Raw genomic sequence first — 24,519 nt, forward strand, 5'->3', positions numbered from 1 at the left:
CTCAATTCCTCCTCATTAAAAGCTCTCTTCTTGACTTGGAAACTTACCTTCTTCTACATCTTCTTTATATCCTTTAATCGCCTCTAACATCTGTTGGTTCAACTTAGCATACTTTCGAACAAACTTAGGAGTAAAGTCAGAAAAGATCCCGAGCATATCTTGAGTCACTAAAACTTGACCATCACAACCTTTACCAGCTCCAATACCAATAGTAGGTACTGATAATTGATTACTGACTTCAGTAGCTAAATCACTTGGGATACACTCTAGTACTATAGAGAAGACACCAGCTGCTTCCAAGGCCTTAGCATCTTCAATCAATTTTTTAGCTGCTCTGTCATCTCTTCCCTGCACACTATAATCTCCTAGTTGATTGATCGCTTGAGGAGTCAATCCTAAATGCCCCACCACCGGAATTCCTGCCTTAATAACAGCTTCTATCTCTGTTACTAACTCACTTCCTCCTTCTAATTTAACTGCCTGAGCTCCTCCTTCTTTAACTAATCGTCCAGCACTCTCGACTGTTTTAGCAAGATTACTTACCTTATAAGACATAAATGGTAGATCAGCAACCACTAATGAATTTTCAGCTCCTCTAGCTACAGCCTTAGTATGATGGATCATATCTTCAACAGTTACCTTTAAGGTATCTTCATAACCTAGGACAACCATCCCTAATGAATCCCCTACTAAAATAACATCTATCCCCGCCTGATCAATCACTTTAGCCATCGGATAATCATAAGCAGTCAACATCGTGATTTTGTCATTTGCCTTCTTTTTTTGCTCTAAGGTCTTAATAGTCTTCTTTTCAGCCATTAAATTTTTCCCCCTCTAAAATTTTAATTAACTCAACTTTGTCTGACTCAGTAATACTTCCTTTCTGCTCTGCAATTTCAGTAGTATAACTACCTAGCTTACAATATAATTCACTTCTTTGAGGTGAAAACTGATCAAATGCCTCTAAATGTTCCTTAATCGTAGAGCTATCTCCTCTTGAGATTGGCCCAGTCAAAGCTGCTATTGGCCCTAAACTCTCAACATTATTAATACTACCTTTAATTAATGGTAATAAAGCATTCAAAGCCTGTTCTTTAGAAATTCCAATCTGCTGATTCATCTCTAAAGCTAAATTAACAATAGCTACCAAATAATTAGAGGCTACACAGGCAGCTGCATGATAAAAAGGTTTTGCTTGTTGAGAAATAACTTCATACTCTACCCCAAGGGTAGTTAGAATCTCCTCACCAACTTCAACTCCTAACTGATCTCCTTCAATAGTAAAGAAAGCTTGTGGTAAATTAGTGATTCCATTTTCAACATCTGCTACCGACTGTAAAGGATGTAAAGATAGTCTGCCATACTTTTGCCTTTTACCTTCTCCAGTCAATATCTCAGAAGTCAAAGCACCACTTAAATGAATCAGACAACCACCTTTACTAATTAGCTCTAACTCAAATAACTCCTCAGCAACTTCAGCAATGACCTGATCTGGAGTCGAAACTATAATTAAATCAGCTTCTAAAATAAATTCTTCATACTCTGTAGTAGCAATACCCTGACCTACTAGTTCAACTCCCTCCTGTGCAGATGATAATGATCTACTGATAAAACCTAAGATTTGATACCCTTGCTGGGCCAACAAATAACCAAAACTCTGTCCTACTCTTCCTGCCCCAATAATCACTACCTTCTTTTCAGCCATAATTCTCCCCCTTTATAAAGAAAAAAAGCTTCTTGACTGAACAGTCAAGAAGCTTTTCCTAAGTAACTAGGCATAGATAGCCTATATTATCTTCAAACTTCCAACCGTCTCAGTCCTAACTAGGATCTAAGCGAAAAAGTTTCATATTTAATTATTACGAAAACCTGTGATCTAGTTTAACTAGATCACAGGTTAAAATTTAAATTTTCTAAGGTAATCATCACTCATTAAGCATTATACCACATCAGCTTAAATATCTCAAAAACAATCTAGAAAAACCTTAGAAATATTGAATTCTTAATAATGATTAGAATAATCCTGTGATATTACCGTCAGCGTCAACATCAATTTCCTCTGCAGATGGAACTTTCGGTAAACCAGGCATTGTCATTACTGCACCAGTTAATGCTACTAAGAAACCAGCTCCAGCTGATACATTAATCTCTCTAACTGTAACTTCAAAATCAGTTGGTCTACCTAGCTTAGTAGGATCATCAGATAAAGAAGTTTGAGTTTTTGCCATACAGACAGGCATATTGTCAAAACCTTGCTCAGTTAATTTCTCAATATCCTTCTTAGCATTATCAGTAAAGTTAACACCGTTTGCACCATAAATCTCTCTAGCAACAGTTTCTATCTTCTCAGCAATCGGCATCTCATCTGGATATAATTGATCAAAGTCTTCATTGCTTTCTTCATCCATAGCTTCTAAAACAGCTTCAGCTAATTCAATTCCACCTTCGCCACCTTTAGCCCAGATTTCAGATAACGCAACTCGAGCTCCTTTTTCTTCACATAGCTCTCTAACCTTCTCAAGCTCTGCTTCAGTATCAGTTGGGAATCTATTGATAGCAACTACTGTAGGTAACTTAAACTTCTCACTAATATTTTCGATATGCTTAGCTAAGTTTCCAAAACCTTCTTCTACAGCTGCTACATTTTCAGTTTCTAAATCGTCTACATCCATTCCTCCATTTAACTTAAGCGCTCTTACAGTAGCAACAATTACAACTGCATCAGGTCTTAAGTTTGCAAAACGACACTTAATATTTAAGAACTTCTCAGCACCTAAGTCAGCTCCAAATCCAGCTTCTGTAATTGTAATATCAGAAGTCTTCATTGCTAACTTTGTAGCTGCAACACTGTTACAACCATGAGCAATGTTAGCAAATGGTCCACCATGGATAAATGCAGGAGTATTCTCTAAAGTCTGTACTAAGTTAGGCTTAATTGCATCTTTAAGTAAAGCTGCCATTGCACCATGTACATTTAATTCTTTAGCTTGTACTAGATCTCCATCAAATGTATAACCAATTACAATATTTCCTAATCTCTCTTTTAAGTCTTCAATTCCTTCAGATAAACATAAAATTGCCATAATTTCAGAAGCAACAGTAATCATATACCCATCTTCTCGAGCTTGGCCATTTGGCCCGCCTAATCCTACAATTACTTCTCTTAAAGCACGATCATTTAAATCAACAACTCGCTTAAAAGTAATCTCTTTAGGATCAAGTCCTAAATCATTACCTTGCTTGATATGGTTGTCAATTGTTGAAGCAAGTAAATTGTGAGAAATTCCAATAGCATGTAAGTCACCAGTAAAGTGTAGGTTAATATCTTCCATTGGAACTACCTGAGAATAACCTCCACCTGCTGCACCACCTTTAACTCCCATACAAGGCCCTAGAGATGGTTCTCTTAAAGCTACTGTAGTATCATGATCTAATTGATTTAAAGCTTGTGTTAAACCAACACTCGTAGTAGTCTTTCCTTCACCGGCAGGAGTAGGATTGATAGCTGTAGTTAAAATCAACTTACTATCTTCATTATCCATTCTTTCCTTATATGCTTCATACTTAATCTTAGCTTTGTTATCACCATACATCTCAAGCTCATCTTCACTGAAACCTAACATATCTGCAATCTCTCTAATGTGTTTTAGCTCCGCTTCTTGAGCTATTTCAATATCTGACTTTACTGACATAATTTAATCACTCACCTTCCATTTTTAGTATCTTATAATCATGATGGTAATCTCTAAATATTCAGACAGTTGGGCATGACAAACCCGATACTTCTACAAACCCCACTCTTCTTTAAGTAAGTACTTAAGCTATACTCGCCCTATCTCCTCCTTTCAAAGAATAATATCATAATTAGTTAGTAAAAAATAAGTTTTTATTTATAGCAAATATAATATTAAACAGCAAGATATGGTGATTAATCGCTATATTCTTTCTTCTCTATCTACTTTAAAAATTCCTTCTTTTATTTTAGATTTTCCTGTTCTAATTTTCAATTAATTCAGAACAAAAAAGTAAATATTTTTACTAGGAGATAAGCTTACCCCCTAGTAAAAATCAAATATAAATTATTCTTCAGTTTCTTCATTATTTTCATTATCAACACTTGTTAAATCTTCATCCTCTTCATTATCATAAAAATCAGGCTTATATTTTTCAACAATATTCTTGATATCTTTTCTTTCTAAAGTCTCTTTTTCTTTTAGTGCTGCTACCATTTCTTTTACCATATCACTATTTTCAGTTAAGAGATCTTTAGCTGTTTGATAACAAGATTCAATCATATCTCTCACTTCTTGATCTATTGCTGCTGCTACATCTTCACTATAATTACGGCTACGAGAAATATCTCGCCCTAAAAAGACTTGATCATTATTCTTCTGTCCTAAAGTTAAAGGGCCAAGCTTTTCGCTCATACCATAATTCGTAATCATATCTCTTATAATCTTTGTAGCTCGTTCTAAATCATTTTGAGCTCCAGTACTAATGTCGTCTAAGAATATCTCTTCAGCTATTCTACCACCTAATAACCCAGTAACTTTATCCAACAACTCAGATTTAGTTATAAAACTCTTCTCTTCTTCAGGTAACGGAATAGTAAAACCACCAGCTCTACCTCTTGGAATAATAGTTACCTTATGTGTTGGGTCAGAATGTTCTAGTAACTCTCCTAATAATGCATGGCCTGTTTCATGATAAGAGACAATATCTTGTTCTTTATCACTAATCACCCTACTTTTCTTTTGTGGGCCAGCAATTACTCGATCAATTGCATCATCAAACTCTAACATTGCTATCTTATCTTTATTACGTCGTGCTGCCAAAATAGCAGCTTCATTAGCTAGATTTTCCATGTCAGCTCCTGTGAAACCAGGCGTTCTTCTAGCTAACACATCCAAATCAACATCATCAACTAATGGTTTATCTTTAACATGAATCTCTAAAATTCCTTTTCTACCTTTATAATCAGGCTTACCTACAATAACCTGTCGATCAAATCTACCTGGTCTTAATAGTGCAGGATCTAAGACATCAGGTCTGTTAGTAGCAGCCATCAAAATAATACCTTCATTAGATTCAAACCCATCCATCTCAACAAGTAACTGGTTTAATGTCTGCTCACGTTCATCATGACCACCACCTACACCAGCACCACGTTGGCGACCAACTGCATCAAGCTCATCAATAAAGATAATACAAGGAGCATTTTCCTTACCTTGCTCAAATAGATCTCTTACTCGAGAAGCACCTACTCCTACAAACATTTCTACAAAATCAGAACCACTAATAATAAAGAATGGAACTCCAGCTTCCCCTGCTACAGCTCTAGCCATTAAGGTCTTTCCAGTTCCTGGCGGGCCAACTAATAGAACACCTTTTGGTATTTCTGCTCCTAGCTTAGTAAACTTGCTTGAGTTCTTTAAAAATTCCACTACCTCAACTAATTCTTCTTTAACTTCTTCATAACTAGCCACATCATCAAAGGTGACCTTCTTATTCTTATCTTCATTATGTAAGCGTGCCTTATTCTTACCAAAAGACATCATCTTCTTGCCGCCACCTTGCATCTTATTCATAATAAAGATCCAAGCACCAATTAAAATAACTGTTGGTAATAAATAAGCAAATACTCCTGTCCACCAAGGCGGTTCAGGTTCAGGCTCTGTATCAATTTCAACCTCATTAGCTGCTAAAATACCTTCTACCTTTTCTACAGTACCAGGAATATTTATTTCAAATTCTTCTCCAGTTTCTAGAGTACCTTCAATCTTATTTTCTCCAATAATTGTTACTTGATCAATCTGTCCAGTTTCAACCTGTTCGATAAACTGACTATAAGTCAAGTCCTGTTCAGGCTGTTCTGGAACAATAATATATTGTGCTATTAAAACTCCTATTGCAATAATAATTAAATAAAAGCCTATACTCTTTGAAAAATTCTTCAACTAATATCCTCCTTCCATCACTCACTTAAATAATTTTATGCCTACTAACCCTTATTGATTATATCATATTTGAAAATCTATAGCAAATAGATTAATCTTGGTATACCTCCGGCTTAAGAATAGAGATATACGGTAAATTACGATATCTTTCATTATAATCTAATCCATAACCAACAACAAACTCATCAGGTATCTCAAATCCATTCCAATCAGATTCTAACTCCTTTTCAGTTCTACGTTCAGGCTTATCAAGTAAGGTACAAACTTTAATACTATTAGGTTTCCGCGTCTCTAAAATACTAATAACATGCTTTAACGTTCTTCCTGTATCAATAATATCCTCTATAATTAAAACTTCTTTATTTTCAATACTTTCTTCTAAATCCTTAATGATCCTAACATTTCCAGTAGAAACTGTCCCCTCATAACTAGTAACATCCATAAAATCAAATACAACAGGAAGCTCAATATAACGAGCTAAGTCAGCCATAAAAACAAAGCCACCCCTTAGAATACATACCATAATAATTTCATCATCTTCATCATAGTAATCAGTAATTTCTACTCCTAATTCTTTAATTCTTGTTTGTAGCTGTTCTTGATCAATTAAAATCTTTTCTACTTCATTTTCTAACACCTTAACTCCTCCTTAATTAACAATTTCAATTATTAGAATTTTTTCTGTCTCTTCTGTAATCTTAAACCTCTCATCAACTCTTAGCCTACCTATCCAAAAAATTTCCCCTTGTAATGTAGTAAAAATAGGAATTTCATCCCTTATTGATATAAGCACCTTTTCATCAATTAAAAAATCCTTTACCTTCTTACTTCCTTTCATCCCTAATGGATAAAAGCGATCTCCATCTTGACGCTGGCGAAGATAAAATTCAGAACCTATCTTAGAAAAATCTAAATGAGCTTTATTAGGATCATTAATTTCCTCTCGCCACTGATAATCATTACCTACCACTTTAGCTTTTACCGTTAAGCCTAAGTTTACAAGTCGATTTTGCCCTAGTGATAATTTATGTTCAAAATAATTACACTCCCTAACCGCCGCTTTATCAATTCTAAAACTAACCTCTTCATAATTTAATGCCACAACTATTTGATAAGGAAGATCAATCTGAGTTCCAGTCTGTCCAGTTAGTATAAATTCTAAGATAGACTCTATATGATGATAATAAAACCCTTGTTCTTGACCACTAAGTAACTTTAAAGCTCTTTTAATAACTCTACGTTGCAAGGCAAGATGTAATTTAGAAAATCTTTCTTTAGAAATGATTAATTGCTGAGAACTCTCCTCTAATAATAACTCATTCATTATTTTCTTTGTAGATTGTTGCAAAAAGTCTTCTTCTTTATCTAAAATTTCAGCAGTCCTTTGTAATGTATTGATCAGATTACTATTATATTCCTCTATTAATAATGGTAGTAGTTCTAACCTAACTTTATTCCTATAATAAATAGTTTCTAAATTGGTTTCATCTAATCTCGGCTGAAGGTTATACCGCTGACAATACTCATTTATTTCTTGCTTAGTCAGTTCAAATAAAGGTCTAATAATCTGATCCCGCTTAGGAGCGATTCCAGCTAACCCCTTTAAGCCAGCCCCTCGTATTAAATTCATCAATATCGTTTCAGCTTGATCGTTAGCATGATGTCCTACTGCAATCTTAGTTAAGTTTAATTCTTCTAACTGGTTAAATAAAAGCTCATATCTTACCTCTCTAGCAGCCTCCTCTAAGGAAAGATCCATTCGCTGCTGATAAGATTTAACATCATACCTCTCAACTGTAATTGGCACTTCCCATTGCCGGGCTATTTGTTTCACAAACTCAGCATCTGCAATAGCCTCTTCTCCACGCAACATATGATCTAAATGAAAGATATGTAAATCTAAATCATAATCTTTTTTTAATCTCTTTAAAATATGTAATAAAGCTAATGAATCAGGCCCCCCAGAAACAGCAACCAAAACTCTATCTCCTGTAGATAATAAACCATATCTATTAATTGTTTCCTTAACTTTAGTTAATAAAGGCATTCTATGTATAAATTCATACCAATTAGTTATTAATAACTAATTGGTATGAATTAGTTACCTCCTTATTTAAAAAATAAATTCAGCTTTGTATACAATCCTTCGATAAAAATCAATCTAGTCCTCTTTTTTTATTTACTTTTATTATATTATATCTTAACACTGATCTACTTTAATTACAAGTGCTGTCATATCATCTTTTATTGCCTTATTTTCAGCTTTAGCTTTATCCAAAATATATTGAGCTAATGACTGTGGATCATCGATCAAATTATTTTTAAGAATCTTCAAAACCCACTCCTCTTTAATTGTTAACTCCTCTTTACTATCTAAAACACCATCAGTTAGCATAATTATTAAATCACCATCTTGCAACTGTAAAGACGTAGGCTCTGCTTCAACCTGATTTAAGATTCCTACAGGTAGTGAAGTAGATTTAACCATACTGACATCTGAATCACGTTTAATAAAGCTAGAAGCTGAACCTACCTTAATAAACTCTGCTTCTCCAGTTAGTTGATCAATACTCAACAGATCAATTGTAGCAAAAGTATCTTTGTGGGTTCTAATCTCTAAAATTGAATTAACAATTTCTAAAGCTACATTATAGTTTAAACCAACTGCTAGCATCTTATGCAATAAACTTATAGCACTGCTGCTTTGTTGATAAGCATTTGAACCAACTCCCATACCATCACTTAATATAGCATAAAATTTTCCATCCTTCCGTTTGAAAAAGGTATAATTATCTCCTGAAATATCATTTTGTTGACTTAAAGTAGCTACTCCACCTTGAAAGTCATATTTACTACCAGGAATAAATTGACAAGTACAATTAGACTTATCCATTTGATACCCACATTCACTCCAACCTAAATTTAAATTATAATCTAATCTATTATTCATTAAAGGAATCATCTGCTTAATACATTCTTGATTACCATTACAACTCTGTTTTGTGATGGTAATCTCTAGCTCTTCATCATTATAATTAGTAGTGAAAATTTCTTTAACTGCTAGTCCATTACTTTTCAATAATGAAAAAATTTTATTTTCCAGTTCTTTATCTGCTTCTACTTTAACAGTCAATTTGTCAGTTAATTGATCAACCACCTTAGACATACCCGATAACTGCTTTAATAGAAGTTCTTCTTTACTCTTCATTCTATCTTGCCAATAACTATTTAATTCTTGTTTTTTCATAAATTGATCAATCTCAGTAGTCAGTTTAACCTTTCTTATACAATCTATTTTCATCTGCCCCTTTAAGTCATCTACTAATATTTCACCTTTATTTTCAGCTAAAATTAATAGATCAAATAATGAATTATAGGTCTTATAAAAAGAATCCTGCCAACAAGATTTATATAAGCCACATTGTTTACAGACCTTATCAGTAATTATATCTAAAAAGACTCCTAAATTATTCAAATTATTTTCTTCTAAATTATTTGGAGTTGTCTCTGTTTTAGAAAATGTTTGAGCTAGTTCGGCAAAAATATCAGAAAAATCACTAATTCTTTCTTTGAAAAAAGTCTCAGACTTTCTATTTTTCAACTTTTTACCACGTTTTTCTTTACTGACTAACTCTTCAAAAGAAGAAATAATCGCTTTAGGAGTTATTAATAAAATAAAACCCGCAATTAATCCTTCTTGAACCAAAGCTAAAATATATCCAGTTTCATTAATAAATAATGTATAAATTATGCTACTTAATACATAACCACTGATCACCCCTAATTTATTCTGCTTTTCAAAACTACCAGCAATCAAACCTGCTAAAGCATAATTTCCTATTAAAGGGGCCAACTCTAAATTAGAAATACTATAAATAAATCCAATTACAACTCCTACAACAGTTGCTAACTTAACTCCAGCAATTAAAGCAGTTAACATTATAAAATACGAACTAATTAATCTAGCCAGATTTATAATCCCAATCGTTTGGATAGACAAACCACTCATAAATAGTCCAAATATTACTCCAGTTACTAGTAAGGTCCTTCTTAATAGTTTATTCTCTCCTTCTATTACCGATATCAAATTAGGAGTCAATCTCAATACTAATAATGTAATTAGTGATATTAACAATACTTCAGAAGAAAAATTAACAGCTAACGGTAAAGAAAAATTAAATATTAAATCAGGTAATCTAACTGCTACAGAACTAAATGCAACTAAAAAGGTGTAAAATAAAACCCCTTTCTTAAATTTATTCAAAAAATATTTACTACTAAATAGTAGTAATAAAATACTGAAAATATATCTTAACCCCTGCCAACCTAACTGGCTAACATAGCCAAAACTGACTCCCATTAAGACAAAAATTAATTTTGCTAAACCTAGTTTTCCTTTCTGCCATTGATAAAAGAATATTGCCAAATAACTAATTCCAAAAGGCATTAATTCATTTAAAATAATCGATCTTCCTAACAAAAACCCAATTAAAGCTAACATCAAATCTACAATTAGCACTTTATCCCACAAAGGTAAGTTAGCGCTCCCTGTTTCTTGTCTATTGTCCTGTCGCTGATAAATAGGTAAGTCTAAACCTTTCACAACAATCCCCCTTCTCCGATTTACATTTTTTGTAATTACTAGATATATTATACACGTTTCCCGGGGGATAATTTGTCGAATAAAGACAGTATGAATTCTAAAAATATTGACAAATATAAAGAATAAAGTGAGCATTAGCCCACTTTAAGAGTTAAATTATCTTAATAAATTATTTTGTTAAAAAATTTCCCTAGCCAATAAAAATAGAGTGCTTTCCTTATCAAGGATAAGGAAAGCACTCTATTTATGTATATATCGATTTATTAATTTCTTAATTGGTAGCGGCGGAGGGACTTGAACCCCCGACTCTGCGGGTATGAACCGCATGCTCTAGCCAACTGAGCTACACCGCCATATAAGTGCAGTTAATAGATAATAATTAATAGTGAATAGTTAAAATCTTTTATGCTCTTGACTTTCAACTATTATCTATTCACTATTCTCTATTCATTGCTTTTTAATTGGTTGCGGGGGATGGATTCGAACCAACGACCTCCGGGTTATGAGCCCGACGAGCTACCAGCTGCTCTACCCCGCGACAAAAGTTCAGTTAATAGATAATAATTAATAGTGAATAGTTTTTAAGTTCTTAAAAACTTGAACTTCAACTATCCTCTGTTCTCTATTCATTATTCTCTTTTTTAAAGATGGTGCCGGGGGTCGGACTCGAACCGACACGGGCACGAAAGTCCCATCGGATTTTAAGTCCGATGCGTCTGCCAATTCCGCCACCCCGGCTTGTTTAAATTGTATATTTCCTAAGCGACAATTAGTATTATAGTATATCATCGGCTTCCAGTCAATTAAGCGAGTCATTATCACAGTCAACTAAGACTAATTAGCACCGTTTTACTTCAGTATAATCATTTTAAGGCCAATTTTCAATTAAATATGTTTTTGAATAATTCCTTCTAAAATCCCTGCTTCACTAACTTGAATTTGCTCTAAGTTAGTCTCTTCCATAATTTTCAGCAAAATAATTATACCTGCTAAAATTATATCAGCCCGTTTAGGTTGTAAGCCTATTATTTTCTTTCGCTCTGCTAAAGATAGACAGGACAACTTATTAAATATTCTTTCTATAGAACTCTTAGTCAAAAAATAACCATCAACCTTCTTTCGATTATAAGGTTCTAACTCCAATTCAATTGCTACTAGAGTAGTTACTGTACCTCCTACCCCTAATAGCTGTACACAGTCTTTGTTATCAATAGCTTCTTTTATCATTTTCTCTGCTACTAAATTTATTTTATCAAAATCATCATCATATTTTTCTGTTAATCGCACTGCCCCTAAATTGATACTAGTGTATTCTTCTAGCTCATCTTTTACTCCATAAATAAATTCAGTACTCCCACCACCAATATCAACTGCTAAAACTTGCTCCTCTAAGTGAGTAATTGAGGAGGTAATCCCTAAGTAAGATAATCGAGCTTCTTCCTCTCCACTAACAACCTTGATCTCAAAACCAGTTTCTTCTTTGACTTGCTGTAAGAATTCTTGTTGGTTAGTAGCATCCCTAACCGCACTTGTAGCTACTACGTAAGAACTGGCATCAAATTGCTCGACAATTTTCTGATAACCCTTAAGCACTTCAATTGTCCGCTCAATAGCATCCTGATTAAGATAATCATTTTGACAAATACCTGCTCCTAAGCGAGGAGTTTCTAACTTACTAGCTAACCTTTTTAATTGTTTACCTTCCTGTTGAGCAATTAGCAACCTTACAGAATTAGTCCCGATATCAATTGCTGCTACTGACAATTTTATTCCTCCTCTCCCTGACACTTCGAACAACACTCTTTTGGATCTAACAGAGTAAATCTTTCTTGTAATAAGTCATCTACTAGTTGACCTACTGGATTGATCGGATCAACTAAATAATGGGCATAATGAGTATGTAAACACTTAATCCCTCCAAAATCCATAATTCCTCCTACTCCAGATTCCTTTAAAACATTATATTGGCCTTCATTTTCTTCTTTTAATCTAGCTAATAGTTGCTGGTCAGCTAATTCTATCCTCTGTTTGGCATAGTTTTGGTGTGCTTGTTTTAATTTAGTTGCTAATTTTTGATTTGATTTGATCTCTTGTTGAATCTTTTGCACCATTCCCTCTCCCTCTAACCTGCCAATTCTATAATTTAATTCAGGACACGTTAACCAAAAAGTGGTCGGAAAGATCCCAAAGCTATCATCTTTAATCAAAATTGGTTTGGTAGTAATAACTTGAGGATGTTCACCTACACACTGCTTAGCAATCTCAGCTACATTTCTTGGTTCTCTTCCTAGCTGTCTAGTTAAAACTTTTAGTTGTTCTTGAGTTAAATTCATCATCTTGACTCCTTTCAAATATAAAGAAACACCCTCAAATAAATTTGAGGGTGCATATATATCATTAGCCGAATTTATAATTTATATTAAGAACTTTGACCGCTTCTTTTTTCTAAACTACGTCTTAGGTCTTGTTGTCGTTGTTCACTTTCTTTCATAAAGTCAGATAGCCTATCTTCAAAAGACTTTTTAGGAACTGTCTTGAACTTCTTTTTCTTATTGTCTAGTTGCTTAATAGACAAACCAATCTTTCCATCATCATCAATAGAAATAACCTTTACCTTAATCTTCTCTCTCATTTTTAAGTAATTGCTAACATCTTTAACATAAGTATCAGCTACTTCAGAGATATGAACTAGACCAGTTTCACCTCCATCTAACTCAATGAATGCTCCAAAGTTTGTAATGCCTGTTACTACCCCTTCTACAGTAGATCCAACCTCAATTGACATACTAAAAAAATTCCTCCTCATAAGATTTTATATGTGAATGATCACATTAATATGTCATATTATACACTATATTTTAAGTTGTGTCAAATTAACTAAAAGTCCATAGTCAATGAAATTCTCCCTCTAGAAGAATCAACCTCCAGGACTTTCACTTCTACATTATCTCCAACTCCAACAACTTCTAATGGATCAGTTATATATTGAGCACTGAGCTTAGAAATATGTACTAAGCCATCTTCTTTAACCCCTATATCCACAAAAGCTCCAAAGTCAACCACATTCCTTACCGTACCAGATAAAATCATATCTGGCTTTAAATCTTCTATTGCTAAAATTTCTTCTTTAAAGATTGGTTTAGGTAGCTTATCTCTTGGATCACGCCCTGGTTTTAATAACGATTCTTTTATATCCTTTAATGTTGGTAACCCAACTTTAAGTTCTTCACTTATATCAACAAGAGCACAATCCTTTAAGGATTGTTTTAATTCTTTTAAAGCTGATTTATTCTTTAAATCTTTAAGTTCAAAGTTAAACCTTTTTAATAATTGTTCTGCTATTTGATAAGATTCAGGATGAATAGCAGTTTCATCTAACAGATTTACACCATCTTTGATCTTTAAAAATCCAGCTGCTTGAGTGAATGTCTTTGGCCCTAACCGATAGACCTCCTTTAATTCTTCTCTATTTTTAAACCCTTTATTCTCTTCTCTATATTCAATAATATAGTCAGCCACTCCAGAATTAATCCCTGCTACATATCCTAATAAGGCACTAGAAGCAGAGTTTAGATCAACTCCTACATAATTAACAACCGACTCTACAACTGTCTCTAATGCTTCTTCTAGGCGTGATTGATTAATATCATGCTGATACATTCCAACTCCAATATGCTTAGGATCAATTTTCACTAACTCGGCTAAAGGATCTTGTAACCTTCTCCCAATTGAAATAGCCCCACGCATTGCAACATCCAATTCTGGAAATTCAACTCCTGCTAACTTAGATGCCGAATAAACAGAGGCTCCTGCTTCATTAACAATAATATACTTTAAATCTAGCTCTAACTCTTGAATTAATTCTGTTACTAACTGCTCTGTTTCTCGACAAGCAGTTCCATTCCCAATAGCTATTGTATTTAATTGATGACCATTGATCAAATCAGTTAATATCTCTTTCGCTTCCTGCTTTCTATTTTGTGGTTTATGAGGGTAGATAGTCTCTGTTACTAATAATTCACCAAAGCAATCAAGTACAGCTATCTTGCATCCTGTTCTGAAGGCTGGGTCAATCGCTAATACTTTGCTATTTTTTAATGGTGGTTGTAATAATAAATTCCTTAAGTTTTTACTAAATACATCAATTGCGTGTTCTTCTGCTTTATCAGTTAAGTGACTTCTAATCTCTCTTTCAATTGCCGGGCCAACCAACCGATAATAGGCATCCTCAATTGCTAATTTCAACTCTTCTTTAAAGATTGAATCTCCAGTTATAAATTGATTCTCTAATTTATTAATAATCTTCTCATCATTTGAAGTCACCTTAACTTGTAAAATATCTTCCTCTTCTCCCCGATTAATAGCCAACACTCGATAAGGAGGCACCTTTTGAATCTGCTCTTGATAGTCATAATAAATTTCATAATCTGTCTGCTGCTCATCAACCTTACTTTTAGAGACTAGTTGGCCCTCATCTAAAGTTATTTGCCGGGCCAACCTCCTACTAACAGCTTGATCAGCAACATATTCTGCTACTATATCACGTACCCCTTGCAAAACATCTTCTATGCTACTTAAATCTTGTTCAGAGTCTAAATACTCACTACAGATCTCCTTAATTGAACCAGACTCTACCTTTTGTTCTAAAAACTTACTAGCTAACGGCTCTAACCCCTTCTCCTTAGCCATTGTAGCTCGTGTTCTTCTTTTAGGTCTATAAGGACGATAAATATCCTCTAACTCTTGTAATTTGGCAACTTGATTGATTTTAGCTTCTAACTCAGCAGTTAACTTATCTTGTTTAGCAATTGAAGCAATAACTTCTTCCTTCCTCTGCTGCAACTTCTCTAAATATTCCCATCTTGCTTTCAAATCTCTTAAAGTAACCTCATCTAACTTGCCAGTTGCTTCTTTTCTATAACGAGCTATAAAGGGAATAGTATTTCCGTCTTTTAATAACTTAATAGTTCTGTTAACTTGTCCAATTTCTAAACTTAATTCCTCTGCTAATTGCTCTTCTAAATTAAATTTCAATTATTTCCCTCCTGATTTATCATTCATCTATAATGATATATAACATTTCCCCTTCTTTTACCAATCCTAATTCACTCCTAGCCACCTGTTTTATAAACTTTTCAGAATTGACATGTTCGACCTGTTTTTCAAGCTCTTTTTTATCAAAAGCTATCTCCTCAATCTCTTCTTCTAGCCGTACAATCTCTTCTTGTAACCTCTTTCTTTCTAAACTGCCTTGATAAAAATTATTGATAGTTCCAGCTAAAAAAAAGATTCCTGCAATTAAAAATAATACTTTAAATAATCTACTTTTAATTATCTTAAGTACTTTCATCATTTCACCTCTTTGATTAATTCCTTAGTCAATGCTTTTACTTTATTCTAGGTTTAAATTATTTTATCCTGCAAGTTATCTTTTAAATATTTCCTTAAATTTCTCTTTAATCTTCAGTAAAATGGACTTTAATCTATTATAAATTAATAAAACGATACTCTTTATTTTCTGGTAAAATACTCCAATCAATTTTACTACTCGCTGAAAAAAGATAATACTATACTTACTGATGGTTAAATAATAAATAACCTCCCCACTAATAACCCCTATAAATATATATAACCTAACTTGACCTTGATTACTATAAATTAAACCTAAAAAAACAAATAATGTAACTGCTAAACAAAATAAAAGATCAAATAAATCAGTAGCTACTCTACCCAATTGGCACTTTCCCCTCAAAACACGATAAAAATCAAAAAAAAAGCCAATAACCACTCCTATCATCATCATATTTAAAAATGTAAAAGCTTGTAACCTTAATGAAACCATACTCTTTTCCTCCTAAATCTAAACTATTTGAATAATCGTTTGATAATCCCTCCTTTATGTAACTCTTGGTCATACTTTAGTTCCCTAATATAACCATCTACACTCAATTTTGAACTATCTAAATCAAGTTGATTGATATGCAACTCTTCTCCGAGAATTACTAAACTTCCTAGATTTGTCTCTAATACTATCTTAGTTTCATCAAAATTAATTACTTCTACTACTCCAGTCAAATTTAATAACTTGCGATCATATAATTCTAAGTTCTGTTTAGCACCATTGTTTTCTGTCATCTTATCCCCCCTTCTCACTCAATATTTATGCTGTTATTAATAATTCTATTCAAAAAAAAGAAGTCTGCTAGCTATAGCCAACAGACTTCTTTTCTACTATTTATTATTTATTTTGAGACTGTTACAGAAACACCATCAGGAATAACAGTAATCCTAGCTTCAGAATCATCAAGTATCTTTTCTGCCATCTCTAATGCTTCATTTAAATCCGCAGCCCAGTGCATAGACATATCTTCAACCATCTCTCGAGGTGCATCAGTTACCATAATCACTTCAAATTGCAATAACAATCTAGCTAACACCTGAGACTCCCATTGATCTGGAATAGTATCCTTACGATCTCTAGCTTCTATTTCATCCATCACTTGTTGGACAGAATCTGCTTCAGCAAAAGTCTTATAAAAGGCTTCTCCACCATGACCATCAGAGCATTCAGCAGCAATAATAATTACGCCACCCTCTTTACAGGTAGCTTCACCTGCAGTCATCCCCTTAACTGATTGATAAATATTTTGATCTAGAGGATAACCCCCATTAGTCGTAATTACTATCTCAGCAGGTTTAGCTTTGGCCCCAGACAGCTCTGCTACAAATTGGCACCCTTCTGCATGAGCTTCCTCACGATGGCCCGCAAAAGCATTGATTACTTCCTTATCTTCATTAATTACTACATTAAGAATAAACTCAAGATTAGCCTGTTCAGCTGCATATAGCATATCTCTATGCAGTGGATTACCATCTAAAATACCGGTTCGAGCTTTATTATGTCCAATAAACTCCGAACAATGATTAGCCAAAACTGTCATCTTACTTGCTACTCCTGGCAAAACACTCTTTCTACCGCCAGAAAAGCCAGCAAAGAAATGTGGTTCAATAAAACCCTCAGCAATCAATAAATCCGCATCTACAGCCAATTTATTTAGGATTAAATCTCCACCAGAAGGTAAAGTTCCTAAATGAACCATACTATCTTGATCTCGGCTATCATGATTGATTATTGTTTCATTGTCCACAATATCATCTCCATACTTATGACGCAACTCCTCTTCAGTAGATGCTCGATGAAAACCGGTTGCTATTAAGATAGTAATCTCTGCTTCAGGATTACCTGCCCTGATTTCATCTAAAATAATCGGCATCGTTACATGGCTAGGTACAGGTCGAGTATGATCACTAGAAATTACAACTATATTATCTTTTCCAACTGCTAACTCTCTTAATTGAGGACTATTAATTGGATTTTTCAAAGCTTCCTTGACCAATTCTTCTTCACAAAGATCTGCAACATAATCATGAGCTTGTGAAACAAGAACCCCTTCCAACCTTTCTTCTGGAAGCTCAAGACTTAACTTCTTTTCTCCATAAGGTAATTTAATTTCAGGCATTAATTCTCCTCCCTCTATAAATCAAATAAATGTTATTAAATCTAAACAGTCTTTCCTGGGTTTAAGATGTTATTAGGATCGAATGTATCTTTGATTCCACGCATCAGCTTAACTTGAGCCTCTCCAACATCTTGATGCAAATATTCCTTCTTAGCAGAAGCAATACCATGCTCACCAGAAACTAACCCTCTTAACTCTCTTGCTTTAGCATACATATCATCCATTACTGCTTTATTCTTTTCTTGCCAAGTCTCTTCATCAAGATCTTCTTTCATTGTGTAAATGTGAAGGTTACCATCACCTGCATGACCAAATCCACGGATCTTAAGACCATGCTTTTCTTCTAAAGCATCAGTATACTTTACAAATTCTGCAATCTTATTACGAGGCACAACAACATCACATTCATCTAAGTGGCTGACTGCTTTTAACGCCTCAAGCAACGCTCCTCGAGTATCCCAAATTATACTCTGACGTTCATCAGTATTAGCAATATAGACATCATGAGCATCATTATCTAAACAAACTTCAGCAGCAGCTTCATACTTCTTCTCTAACTCATCTTTGTCATTGCCATAAAAAACAAGTAATAGATAAGCATCCGCTGATGTATCAGGAAACTCCTTCCCTAAATATTCAGTAGCTGCTAATAAGACATCACGCTGCATATATTCAATACCTGTCGGTACTAATTTAGCATTAATAATTTCTGGTACCGTACCGATTGCCTGTTCTAAACTATCAAAAGGAACTAACAAAGTAAGTTGTTTTTTCGGTAATGGAAGTAACTTTAAAGTAATCTCAGTTACAATTCCTAATGTACCTTCTGAACCAATCATTAATTCTTGGATACTATAACCTGAACTATTTTTAACTAATTTCCCACCAGTTTCAATTACCTCTCCAGTAGGAAGAACTATCTTCATCCCTTGTACATAATCTCTAGTTACCCCATACTTAACAGCTCTCATCCCACCAGCATTAGTCATTACATTACCACCTAAAGTAGCACTCTTTTCACCAGGATCTGGGGGATACAAAAATCCTAAATTACTTACTGTTTCAGCAAAATTCATCAAAATAACACCTGGTTGTACTTTAGCCATTAAATTTTCCTCATCAATCTCAATAATTTGATCCATAGCAGTAGTTAATAATAAAATACCACCTTCCATTGCCACTGCACCACCACAAAGCCCTGTTCCAGTACCACGAGGAGTTACTGGAATATTTCTTTCGTTAGCAAATTTCATAATTTCTGAGACTTCTGCTGTAGTTTCAGGTTCAACCATCACTTCAGGATAAACCTTAAGCTCTGCTAATTCATCATGAGAATAATCTTCACTAATTTGATCACCTACATAAACACGATCATCATCTAAGATTCCTTTTAAACGCTGGATATCAATTTCAGTAACTTTATTATAACTCATTAATTTTTCCTCCTTCACTATTTGGCAGCTGCAACCTGCTCTTTAAAGATCTCTTCTCCATTCTTTATCTTTTCAATTAATTGTGGCACTACTTCATAAAGATCTCCTACAATTCCATAATGGGCTACATCAAAGATATTTGCTTCTGGATCATTATTAATCGCAAAAATATTTTCAGAGTTCTGCATTCCAGCTACAAACTGTACAGCTCCTGAAATACCTAATGTAATTATTAATTCAGGTCGTACTGACCTACCACTAAGACCAATTTGTTGTTGATGATCAGTCCAACCTTTCTCGATTAATGGTCGAGTAGTTCCTATCTTACCACCTAATAAATCAGCAAGTTCTCGAGCCATTTCTAAATCTTTCTCTTCTCTAAGTCCACGACCAACAGCTACAATTATATTAGCATCTTCAATACTCTCTACTTCTGGCTTTTTAGTAATATCAATAATATTAGCTCTCGTTTTTAATTTTTCTTCTGCTACACTAAATTCTACAACTTCACCAGTTGGATCTTCAACTCTCTTTGCTGGCTCCATGACTTTATAACGCATAGTAGCCATCTGTGGTCGATTCCTAGTAGTTAAAATTGTAGCCATAATATTACCACCAAAAGCAGGTCGAGTCTGTACTAAATCAGTATTCTCTCTAACATCTAGCACAGTACAGTCAGCCGTTAGACCTGTTCTAAATCTAGTAGCCACACGTGGAGCAAGGGATCGACCAATCGAAGTAGCTCCCACTAGTATAATAGCAGGCTGAGTTCTATTAACACAGTCCTCAATTGCCGTTGCATACAATTCAACATTGAAGTGATGTAATTCTTCTTGATCATAGACATATACCTTGTCAGCACCATGAGCAATAATTTCATCAGTTTGGTCTGTAATATTATGACCAAGTAAGACTACATGTAATTCTTGATCTATTTTATTAGCTAGCTCTCTTCCTTTCCCCATCAATTCATAAGTTACAGGATGAATTTCTCCCTCTAACTGCTCAGCAAAGACTAATACATCTTGCCACTCATCCTTATTAACCACTTCTCTTTCATCCTTGATTGGTTCAATAACACCTTTTTGACATTCATCAACGCAAATTCCACATGCTTTACAAGCGGCATTCATCTCAACCTTCTCATCTACTATCTCTATTGCATCAAAAGGACAAGCATCCATACACTTTCCACATAAATTACAATTCACATAATCTATACTGTAATTACTCATATGATTTTCAACTCCTTTAACTCATTATACATTTTATCAGCTAATTCTTCTCCACTACCATCCCACACAACTTGCTCAATATCATCTTCTGGTGGGAAAACCCTCTCTACCTGTGTTGGAGATCCTTTTAAACCAAAGTTAGTCTCATCATCATCTGCTAAATCATCAAAAGTAAGCGTCTTAATCTCTTTATCCTCAGTCTCTAACTTAAGCTTATAGGAAGGTAATCTCGGCTGACTTACATGCTTAGTTACAGTTATTAAACCAGGATAACTAAACTCCACTACCTCAATTGTATCCCCCATATCCTTCTCTACAACTATCTTCTCCACAGTAGATTCTTCTATGGAGCTTACATAAGCTACATGAGGAATCCCTAATGTCTCTGCGATAGACGGGCCAACCTGAGCAGTATCTCCATCAGTACTCTCCATTCCACAAATAATTAAATCATAACCATTCTTTAAACCTATTACCTCAAGCCCTTGAGCTAATGTATAACTAGTAGCTAAAACATCAGCACCAGCAAATTTAATGTCAGATAAAATATATCCCTTATCAGCTCCCATCATATATGCTTCTCTAATAACTTCCTTAGCTTGAGGAGGCCCCATTGTAATAACTGTCACTGTACCTCCATGCTCTTCTTTTAATTGTAAGGCAGTTTCAAGAGCATATAGATCATAAGGATTCATAATAGAATCAACACCATCACGAATCAAATTACCATTTTCATCAACTTCTACATTTTTAGTATCAGGAACTTGCTTGATACATACTAAAATTTCCAATTTAGTCACCTCTTCTTTAAAATTTTATTAATTTAGTCTTACTAAACAAACTCAACTTATCTATATATTAGATCTACCTCTTAATAAAACAGACTGAGAAGCTCTATTTTATATCCCACCTCCCTTATTAGGATATGGTCAGGTGGTCTGACCATATTCTTGCTAAGCACCTGACTCTATCTAGAGCCAGGTGTTATAACTATTTGGACTAGAACAATCCTGGAACAAATACTGAAACAGATAATGCTCCAATAATACCAACTACTAGAGCATAAACAAAAGCTGGTACTAAATTGGTTCTAATTACCTTCCCTTCTTGACCTAATACACCTACAGTTGTACAAGCAGCTACAACATTATGAACACAGATCATATTTCCTGCCGCTCCACCAACAACCTGTAAACCAAGAATTACAATTCTTGATACTCCAACACTATCAGCAACTCCATACTGAAAACCAGAAAACAAAATATTAGAAACAGTATTACTACCTGACATAAATGCTCCAAGAAGACCAATGAATGGAGCAAAAATTGGCCAAACCCCTTGGAACATATTAGCAGCAGCAGTTGACATAGCATCCATCATACTTCCAACCTCTAAAATCGTTACTTCACCTGAGTTAAGCATTACTTGTACCATTCCTACAGCAAATACTAAAGCAATTGTAGCAGGAATTATCTGCTTTAATGAATCAACCCAAGTCTTCTTAGCTACATCCCCATCCATCTGATGCATAAAAATTGTCAAGAAAGCAACCAACATAAATGGAATTGTTCCTGGTAAATATAAATAATCAAAAGAATAACTTAAATTTGTTCCAAGTATCCCTTCCCAACTAACTGAAAAACTGGTTAAAAATGATTGTAATGGGCCAACAACTCTAGTAGCCACCAAGATAATTGAAACTAAAAGATAAGGCATCCAAGCATTTAATGGGCTAATAGTAAGCTCTTCATCTTCTCCGCCGCCTGGTTTTAAATCACCAATCCAATCACTATCCCAGTCTGACTGTTCAGCAAAATCCCAAGTCTCTTCAGGAACTAAAAAACCAGCTTTAGTAGCAGGAACTACAATTGCAAGAGAAATTAATCCAGCACCCAATGCAGGTAATTCTGGGCCAACAAAAGCAGCAATTGCTACATAAGGAACTGAAAAAGCAAGTCCCGCAAAGATAGCAAAAGGTGCCACTTCAAAGGCTGGCTTAAATGAGCGCTCTGGCCCAAACAATTTAGTCAAGACCATTACAATTATCAAAGGAATAGCTAGTCCCATAATTGCATGAGGCAAAGCCGACCAAAGACCTACTTGATCTAAAAACTCACTTTGTGTAAATCCAGCAGCTTCTACTTGAGCTAAAATATCACCACTTAATATTGAAGATACCCCACCAAAAATTGGTGTTCCTACAGCACCAAAACTAACCGAAACACTATCACCAATCAAAGCAACCATAGCAGCTGCTAAAGGTGGAAACCCAAGCCCTACTAACAAAGGCCCTGCTAATGCAGCAGGTGTACCAAAACCAGCAGCTCCTTCTATAAATGACACAAATAAGTACGCAATAATTACTGCTTGAATTCTTCTGTCAGGGCTAATATCAGTAAATGTCTTATTAATTGTCTTAATTGCCCCACTATTTTTTAATGTATTCATCAGTACTATTGCACCAAACACAATTACCAAAATATTAAATGCACTCAACCCACCAAAGATAGTAGCTCCAGCCAACCATTGACCTGGCATCCCCCAATAGCCACCAGCAATCACAATAGCCACTAACCATGCTAAAGGCATCACTTTCTGAGCAGGCCAATCATAAAATACCATTAGTATAATTGTCAACAAAATTGGTAAAGCAGCTAATATAGCTACAAACATAACTAACTCCTCCTTTTGTTTTTTTATTATTCAGTCAATTAACAGCCTTTAAATTCCACAATGTAACTAAGTAAAATATAATCCAGACTAATAATTATTATTTTTTAATATCTCCTCCTCCCAAGAGGACAGATGGTCTGACCACAACTTCAAAATAAAATTTTTGTTATTTGACTTTCCTGATGGACATATGGTCTGACCACTACCCTAAAAATCAGATTTTCTTCTATTATATAATTATTCTGATGAACATATGGTCTGACCACAAATTCAAAATTTATATGTCCATCAAATCTTGTGACCAGTTTAAATGTTCTACCATAGCTTCTTTAGCCAAATCTTTATCTCCAAGCTTAATTGCTTGATAAATCTTATCATGCTGACGGATAAAAGCTTCATTCTTATTTTCATCCTTTACTATTCTCTCCATTGCATTAGCTAAATATAGATCGATAACTCCAGAAATAGAGTTTAAAAACTTATAGATCAATTTATTACCAGTCGTTTTAGCTAAGGCATAATGAAAGCCTCGATCAGCTCGTCGGCTATCAACTGCATCTCCTCTACTATCTTTCATTAAATCTACATGCTTTTTAATTTGATTTAAACTTTCTTGATCAGCTCGCCATGCTGCTAGCTCAACACTACTAGTCTCAATCATTTTTCTTAATTCGATTAAATCTCCATTAACATCCTCTTCAACCATAAATAATAACGATAATGGTTTCAAGAAATTGTCATCTGTATTTTCTTTGATAAAAGTTCCTTCTCCATGTCTACTTTCAATCAACCCTATAATCTCCAAGGCACTAAAAGCTTCTCGTAATGATGAACGACTAACATTCAATTCTGCAGTTAATGTTCGCTCAGAAGGTAATTTATCACCTTTTTTCAATTGACCTTGATAGATCATTTGCTTAATTTGATCAATAATCTGCTGATAAACTTTCTTGTCTTGAACTGGATTAAATTCCATCTTATAATCTCCCCTTATTGATCACAACTAACGGTCAAATTTCAACAAATATGAACATTGTGAATCATTTAATTAAATAAATCCCACCCTTAACTAAGAGACTTACTCCTTAGATAAAGTGG

20 protein-coding genes and 3 tRNA genes are annotated in these 24,519 nt (G+C 34.3%); all 23 read right to left on the reverse strand.

The window, feature by feature from the left end; genetic code table 11:
• Positions 1-15: 15 nt before the first annotated feature.
• A complete protein-coding gene (gene panB / locus MWH28_RS06350; RefSeq protein WP_248618476.1) occupies positions 16-819 on the reverse strand; it encodes a 3-methyl-2-oxobutanoate hydroxymethyltransferase in 804 nt (267 codons plus the stop codon).
• Complete coding sequence (locus MWH28_RS06355; RefSeq protein ID WP_248618477.1) at positions 812-1,705, reverse strand: Rossmann-like and DUF2520 domain-containing protein; 894 nt, start codon at positions 1,703-1,705, stop codon at positions 812-814. The genes panB and MWH28_RS06355 overlap by 8 nt, the downstream gene beginning before the upstream one ends.
• Positions 1,706-2,012: 307 nt before the next feature.
• Positions 2,013-3,692 carry a formate--tetrahydrofolate ligase gene (locus tag MWH28_RS06360; protein ID WP_248618478.1) on the reverse strand — a complete coding sequence of 560 codons (1,680 nt, stop codon included), beginning with the start codon at positions 3,690-3,692 and terminating at the stop codon, positions 2,013-2,015.
• A gap of 387 nt (positions 3,693-4,079) precedes the next feature.
• On the reverse strand, positions 4,080-5,957 hold the full coding sequence (gene ftsH / locus MWH28_RS06365) for an ATP-dependent zinc metalloprotease FtsH (RefSeq protein ID WP_248618479.1): 1,878 nt from the start codon (positions 5,955-5,957) through the stop codon (positions 4,080-4,082).
• Between the two features lie 91 nt (positions 5,958-6,048).
• Complete coding sequence (gene hpt / locus MWH28_RS06370; protein ID WP_248618481.1) at positions 6,049-6,594, reverse strand: hypoxanthine phosphoribosyltransferase; 546 nt, start codon at positions 6,592-6,594, stop codon at positions 6,049-6,051.
• Between the two features lie 12 nt (positions 6,595-6,606).
• Positions 6,607-8,004 carry a tRNA lysidine(34) synthetase TilS gene (gene tilS, locus MWH28_RS06375; protein ID WP_248618482.1) on the reverse strand — a complete coding sequence of 466 codons (1,398 nt, stop codon included), beginning with the start codon at positions 8,002-8,004 and terminating at the stop codon, positions 6,607-6,609.
• Between the two features lie 153 nt (positions 8,005-8,157).
• Positions 8,158-10,560, reverse strand: coding sequence for a stage II sporulation protein E (gene spoIIE / locus MWH28_RS06380; protein WP_248618483.1), 2,403 nt, complete (start codon positions 10,558-10,560; stop codon positions 8,158-8,160).
• Between the two features lie 276 nt (positions 10,561-10,836).
• Positions 10,837-10,913 (reverse strand) — tRNA-Met (locus MWH28_RS06385).
• Positions 10,914-11,022: 109 nt separating this feature from the next.
• A tRNA-Met gene (locus MWH28_RS06390) sits at positions 11,023-11,098 on the reverse strand.
• Between the two features lie 110 nt (positions 11,099-11,208).
• Positions 11,209-11,298, reverse strand: a tRNA-Leu gene (locus MWH28_RS06395).
• A 147-nt stretch (positions 11,299-11,445) separates the two neighbouring features.
• The gene (locus tag MWH28_RS06400) at positions 11,446-12,324 is read right to left on the reverse strand and encodes a Ppx/GppA phosphatase family protein (RefSeq protein ID WP_248618485.1); all 879 of its coding nucleotides are present in this window, start codon (positions 12,322-12,324) and stop codon (positions 11,446-11,448) included.
• 2 nt (positions 12,325-12,326) lie between these two features.
• A complete protein-coding gene (locus MWH28_RS06405; protein ID WP_248618486.1) occupies positions 12,327-12,893 on the reverse strand; it encodes a DUF501 domain-containing protein in 567 nt (188 codons plus the stop codon).
• 86 nt (positions 12,894-12,979) lie between these two features.
• A complete protein-coding gene (locus MWH28_RS06410) occupies positions 12,980-13,345 on the reverse strand; it encodes a S1 RNA-binding domain-containing protein (protein ID WP_248618488.1) in 366 nt (121 codons plus the stop codon).
• A 92-nt stretch (positions 13,346-13,437) separates the two neighbouring features.
• Positions 13,438-15,594, reverse strand: a complete 2,157-nt coding sequence (locus MWH28_RS06415; RefSeq protein WP_248618490.1) for a Tex family protein — start codon at positions 15,592-15,594, stop codon at positions 13,438-13,440.
• Positions 15,595-15,613: 19 nt separating this feature from the next.
• Positions 15,614-15,910, reverse strand: coding sequence for an FtsB family cell division protein (locus MWH28_RS06420; RefSeq protein ID WP_248618491.1), 297 nt, complete (start codon positions 15,908-15,910; stop codon positions 15,614-15,616).
• Between the two features lie 75 nt (positions 15,911-15,985).
• Positions 15,986-16,402, reverse strand: a complete 417-nt coding sequence (gene yabQ, locus MWH28_RS06425; RefSeq protein ID WP_248618493.1) for a spore cortex biosynthesis protein YabQ — start codon at positions 16,400-16,402, stop codon at positions 15,986-15,988.
• Positions 16,403-16,425: 23 nt separating this feature from the next.
• A complete protein-coding gene (gene yabP, locus MWH28_RS06430; RefSeq protein ID WP_248618494.1) occupies positions 16,426-16,695 on the reverse strand; it encodes a sporulation protein YabP in 270 nt (89 codons plus the stop codon).
• Positions 16,696-16,802: 107 nt separating this feature from the next.
• The gene (larA, locus tag MWH28_RS06435) at positions 16,803-18,080 is read right to left on the reverse strand and encodes a nickel-dependent lactate racemase (RefSeq protein WP_248618496.1); all 1,278 of its coding nucleotides are present in this window, start codon (positions 18,078-18,080) and stop codon (positions 16,803-16,805) included.
• Positions 18,081-18,121: 41 nt separating this feature from the next.
• Positions 18,122-19,513: an FAD-binding oxidoreductase gene (locus MWH28_RS06440; RefSeq protein WP_248618497.1), complete on the reverse strand. Its 1,392-nt coding sequence runs from the start codon at positions 19,511-19,513 to the stop codon at positions 18,122-18,124.
• Between the two features lie 17 nt (positions 19,514-19,530).
• Entirely contained in the window at positions 19,531-20,748 is a 1,218-nt protein-coding gene (locus MWH28_RS06445; protein ID WP_248618498.1) for an electron transfer flavoprotein subunit alpha, read from the reverse strand.
• On the reverse strand, positions 20,745-21,539 hold the full coding sequence (locus MWH28_RS06450; protein WP_248618499.1) for an electron transfer flavoprotein subunit beta/FixA family protein: 795 nt from the start codon (positions 21,537-21,539) through the stop codon (positions 20,745-20,747). Before MWH28_RS06450 ends, MWH28_RS06445 begins: the two co-directional genes overlap by 4 nt.
• Positions 21,540-21,747: 208 nt before the next feature.
• Entirely contained in the window at positions 21,748-23,421 is a 1,674-nt protein-coding gene (locus tag MWH28_RS06455; protein WP_248618500.1) for an L-lactate permease, read from the reverse strand.
• A gap of 277 nt (positions 23,422-23,698) precedes the next feature.
• The gene (locus MWH28_RS06460; protein ID WP_248618501.1) at positions 23,699-24,397 is read right to left on the reverse strand and encodes a FadR/GntR family transcriptional regulator; all 699 of its coding nucleotides are present in this window, start codon (positions 24,395-24,397) and stop codon (positions 23,699-23,701) included.
• Positions 24,398-24,519: the final 122 nt, after the last annotated feature.

The sequence above is a fragment of the Natroniella sulfidigena genome, from assembly GCF_023223645.1.
Classification (GTDB): domain Bacteria; phylum Bacillota; class Halanaerobiia; order Halobacteroidales; family Halobacteroidaceae; genus Natroniella; species Natroniella sulfidigena.

Coding starts and splice junctions, on each gene's coding strand:
- panB (WP_248618476.1), bottom strand. CDS start 819: ATGGCTGAAAAGAAGACTATTAAGACCTTAGAGCAAAAAAAGAAGGCA.
- MWH28_RS06355 (WP_248618477.1), bottom strand. CDS start 1,705: ATGGCTGAAAAGAAGGTAGTGATTATTGGGGCAGGAAGAGTAGGACAG.
- MWH28_RS06360 (WP_248618478.1), bottom strand. CDS start 3,692: ATGTCAGTAAAGTCAGATATTGAAATAGCTCAAGAAGCGGAGCTAAAA.
- tilS (WP_248618482.1), bottom strand. CDS start 8,004: ATGCCTTTATTAACTAAAGTTAAGGAAACAATTAATAGATATGGTTTA.
- MWH28_RS06405 (WP_248618486.1), bottom strand. CDS start 12,893: ATGAATTTAACTCAAGAACAACTAAAAGTTTTAACTAGACAGCTAGGA.
- MWH28_RS06410 (WP_248618488.1), bottom strand. CDS start 13,345: ATGTCAATTGAGGTTGGATCTACTGTAGAAGGGGTAGTAACAGGCATT.
- MWH28_RS06420 (WP_248618491.1), bottom strand. CDS start 15,910: ATGAAAGTACTTAAGATAATTAAAAGTAGATTATTTAAAGTATTATTT.
- yabQ (WP_248618493.1), bottom strand. CDS start 16,402: ATGGTTTCATTAAGGTTACAAGCTTTTACATTTTTAAATATGATGATG.
- yabP (WP_248618494.1), bottom strand. CDS start 16,695: ATGACAGAAAACAATGGTGCTAAACAGAACTTAGAATTATATGATCGC.
- larA (WP_248618496.1), bottom strand. CDS start 18,080: ATGCCTGAAATTAAATTACCTTATGGAGAAAAGAAGTTAAGTCTTGAG.
- MWH28_RS06440 (WP_248618497.1), bottom strand. CDS start 19,513: ATGAGTTATAATAAAGTTACTGAAATTGATATCCAGCGTTTAAAAGGA.
- MWH28_RS06445 (WP_248618498.1), bottom strand. CDS start 20,748: ATGAGTAATTACAGTATAGATTATGTGAATTGTAATTTATGTGGAAAG.
- MWH28_RS06455 (WP_248618500.1), bottom strand. CDS start 23,421: ATGTTTGTAGCTATATTAGCTGCTTTACCAATTTTGTTGACAATTATA.
- MWH28_RS06460 (WP_248618501.1), bottom strand. CDS start 24,397: ATGGAATTTAATCCAGTTCAAGACAAGAAAGTTTATCAGCAGATTATT.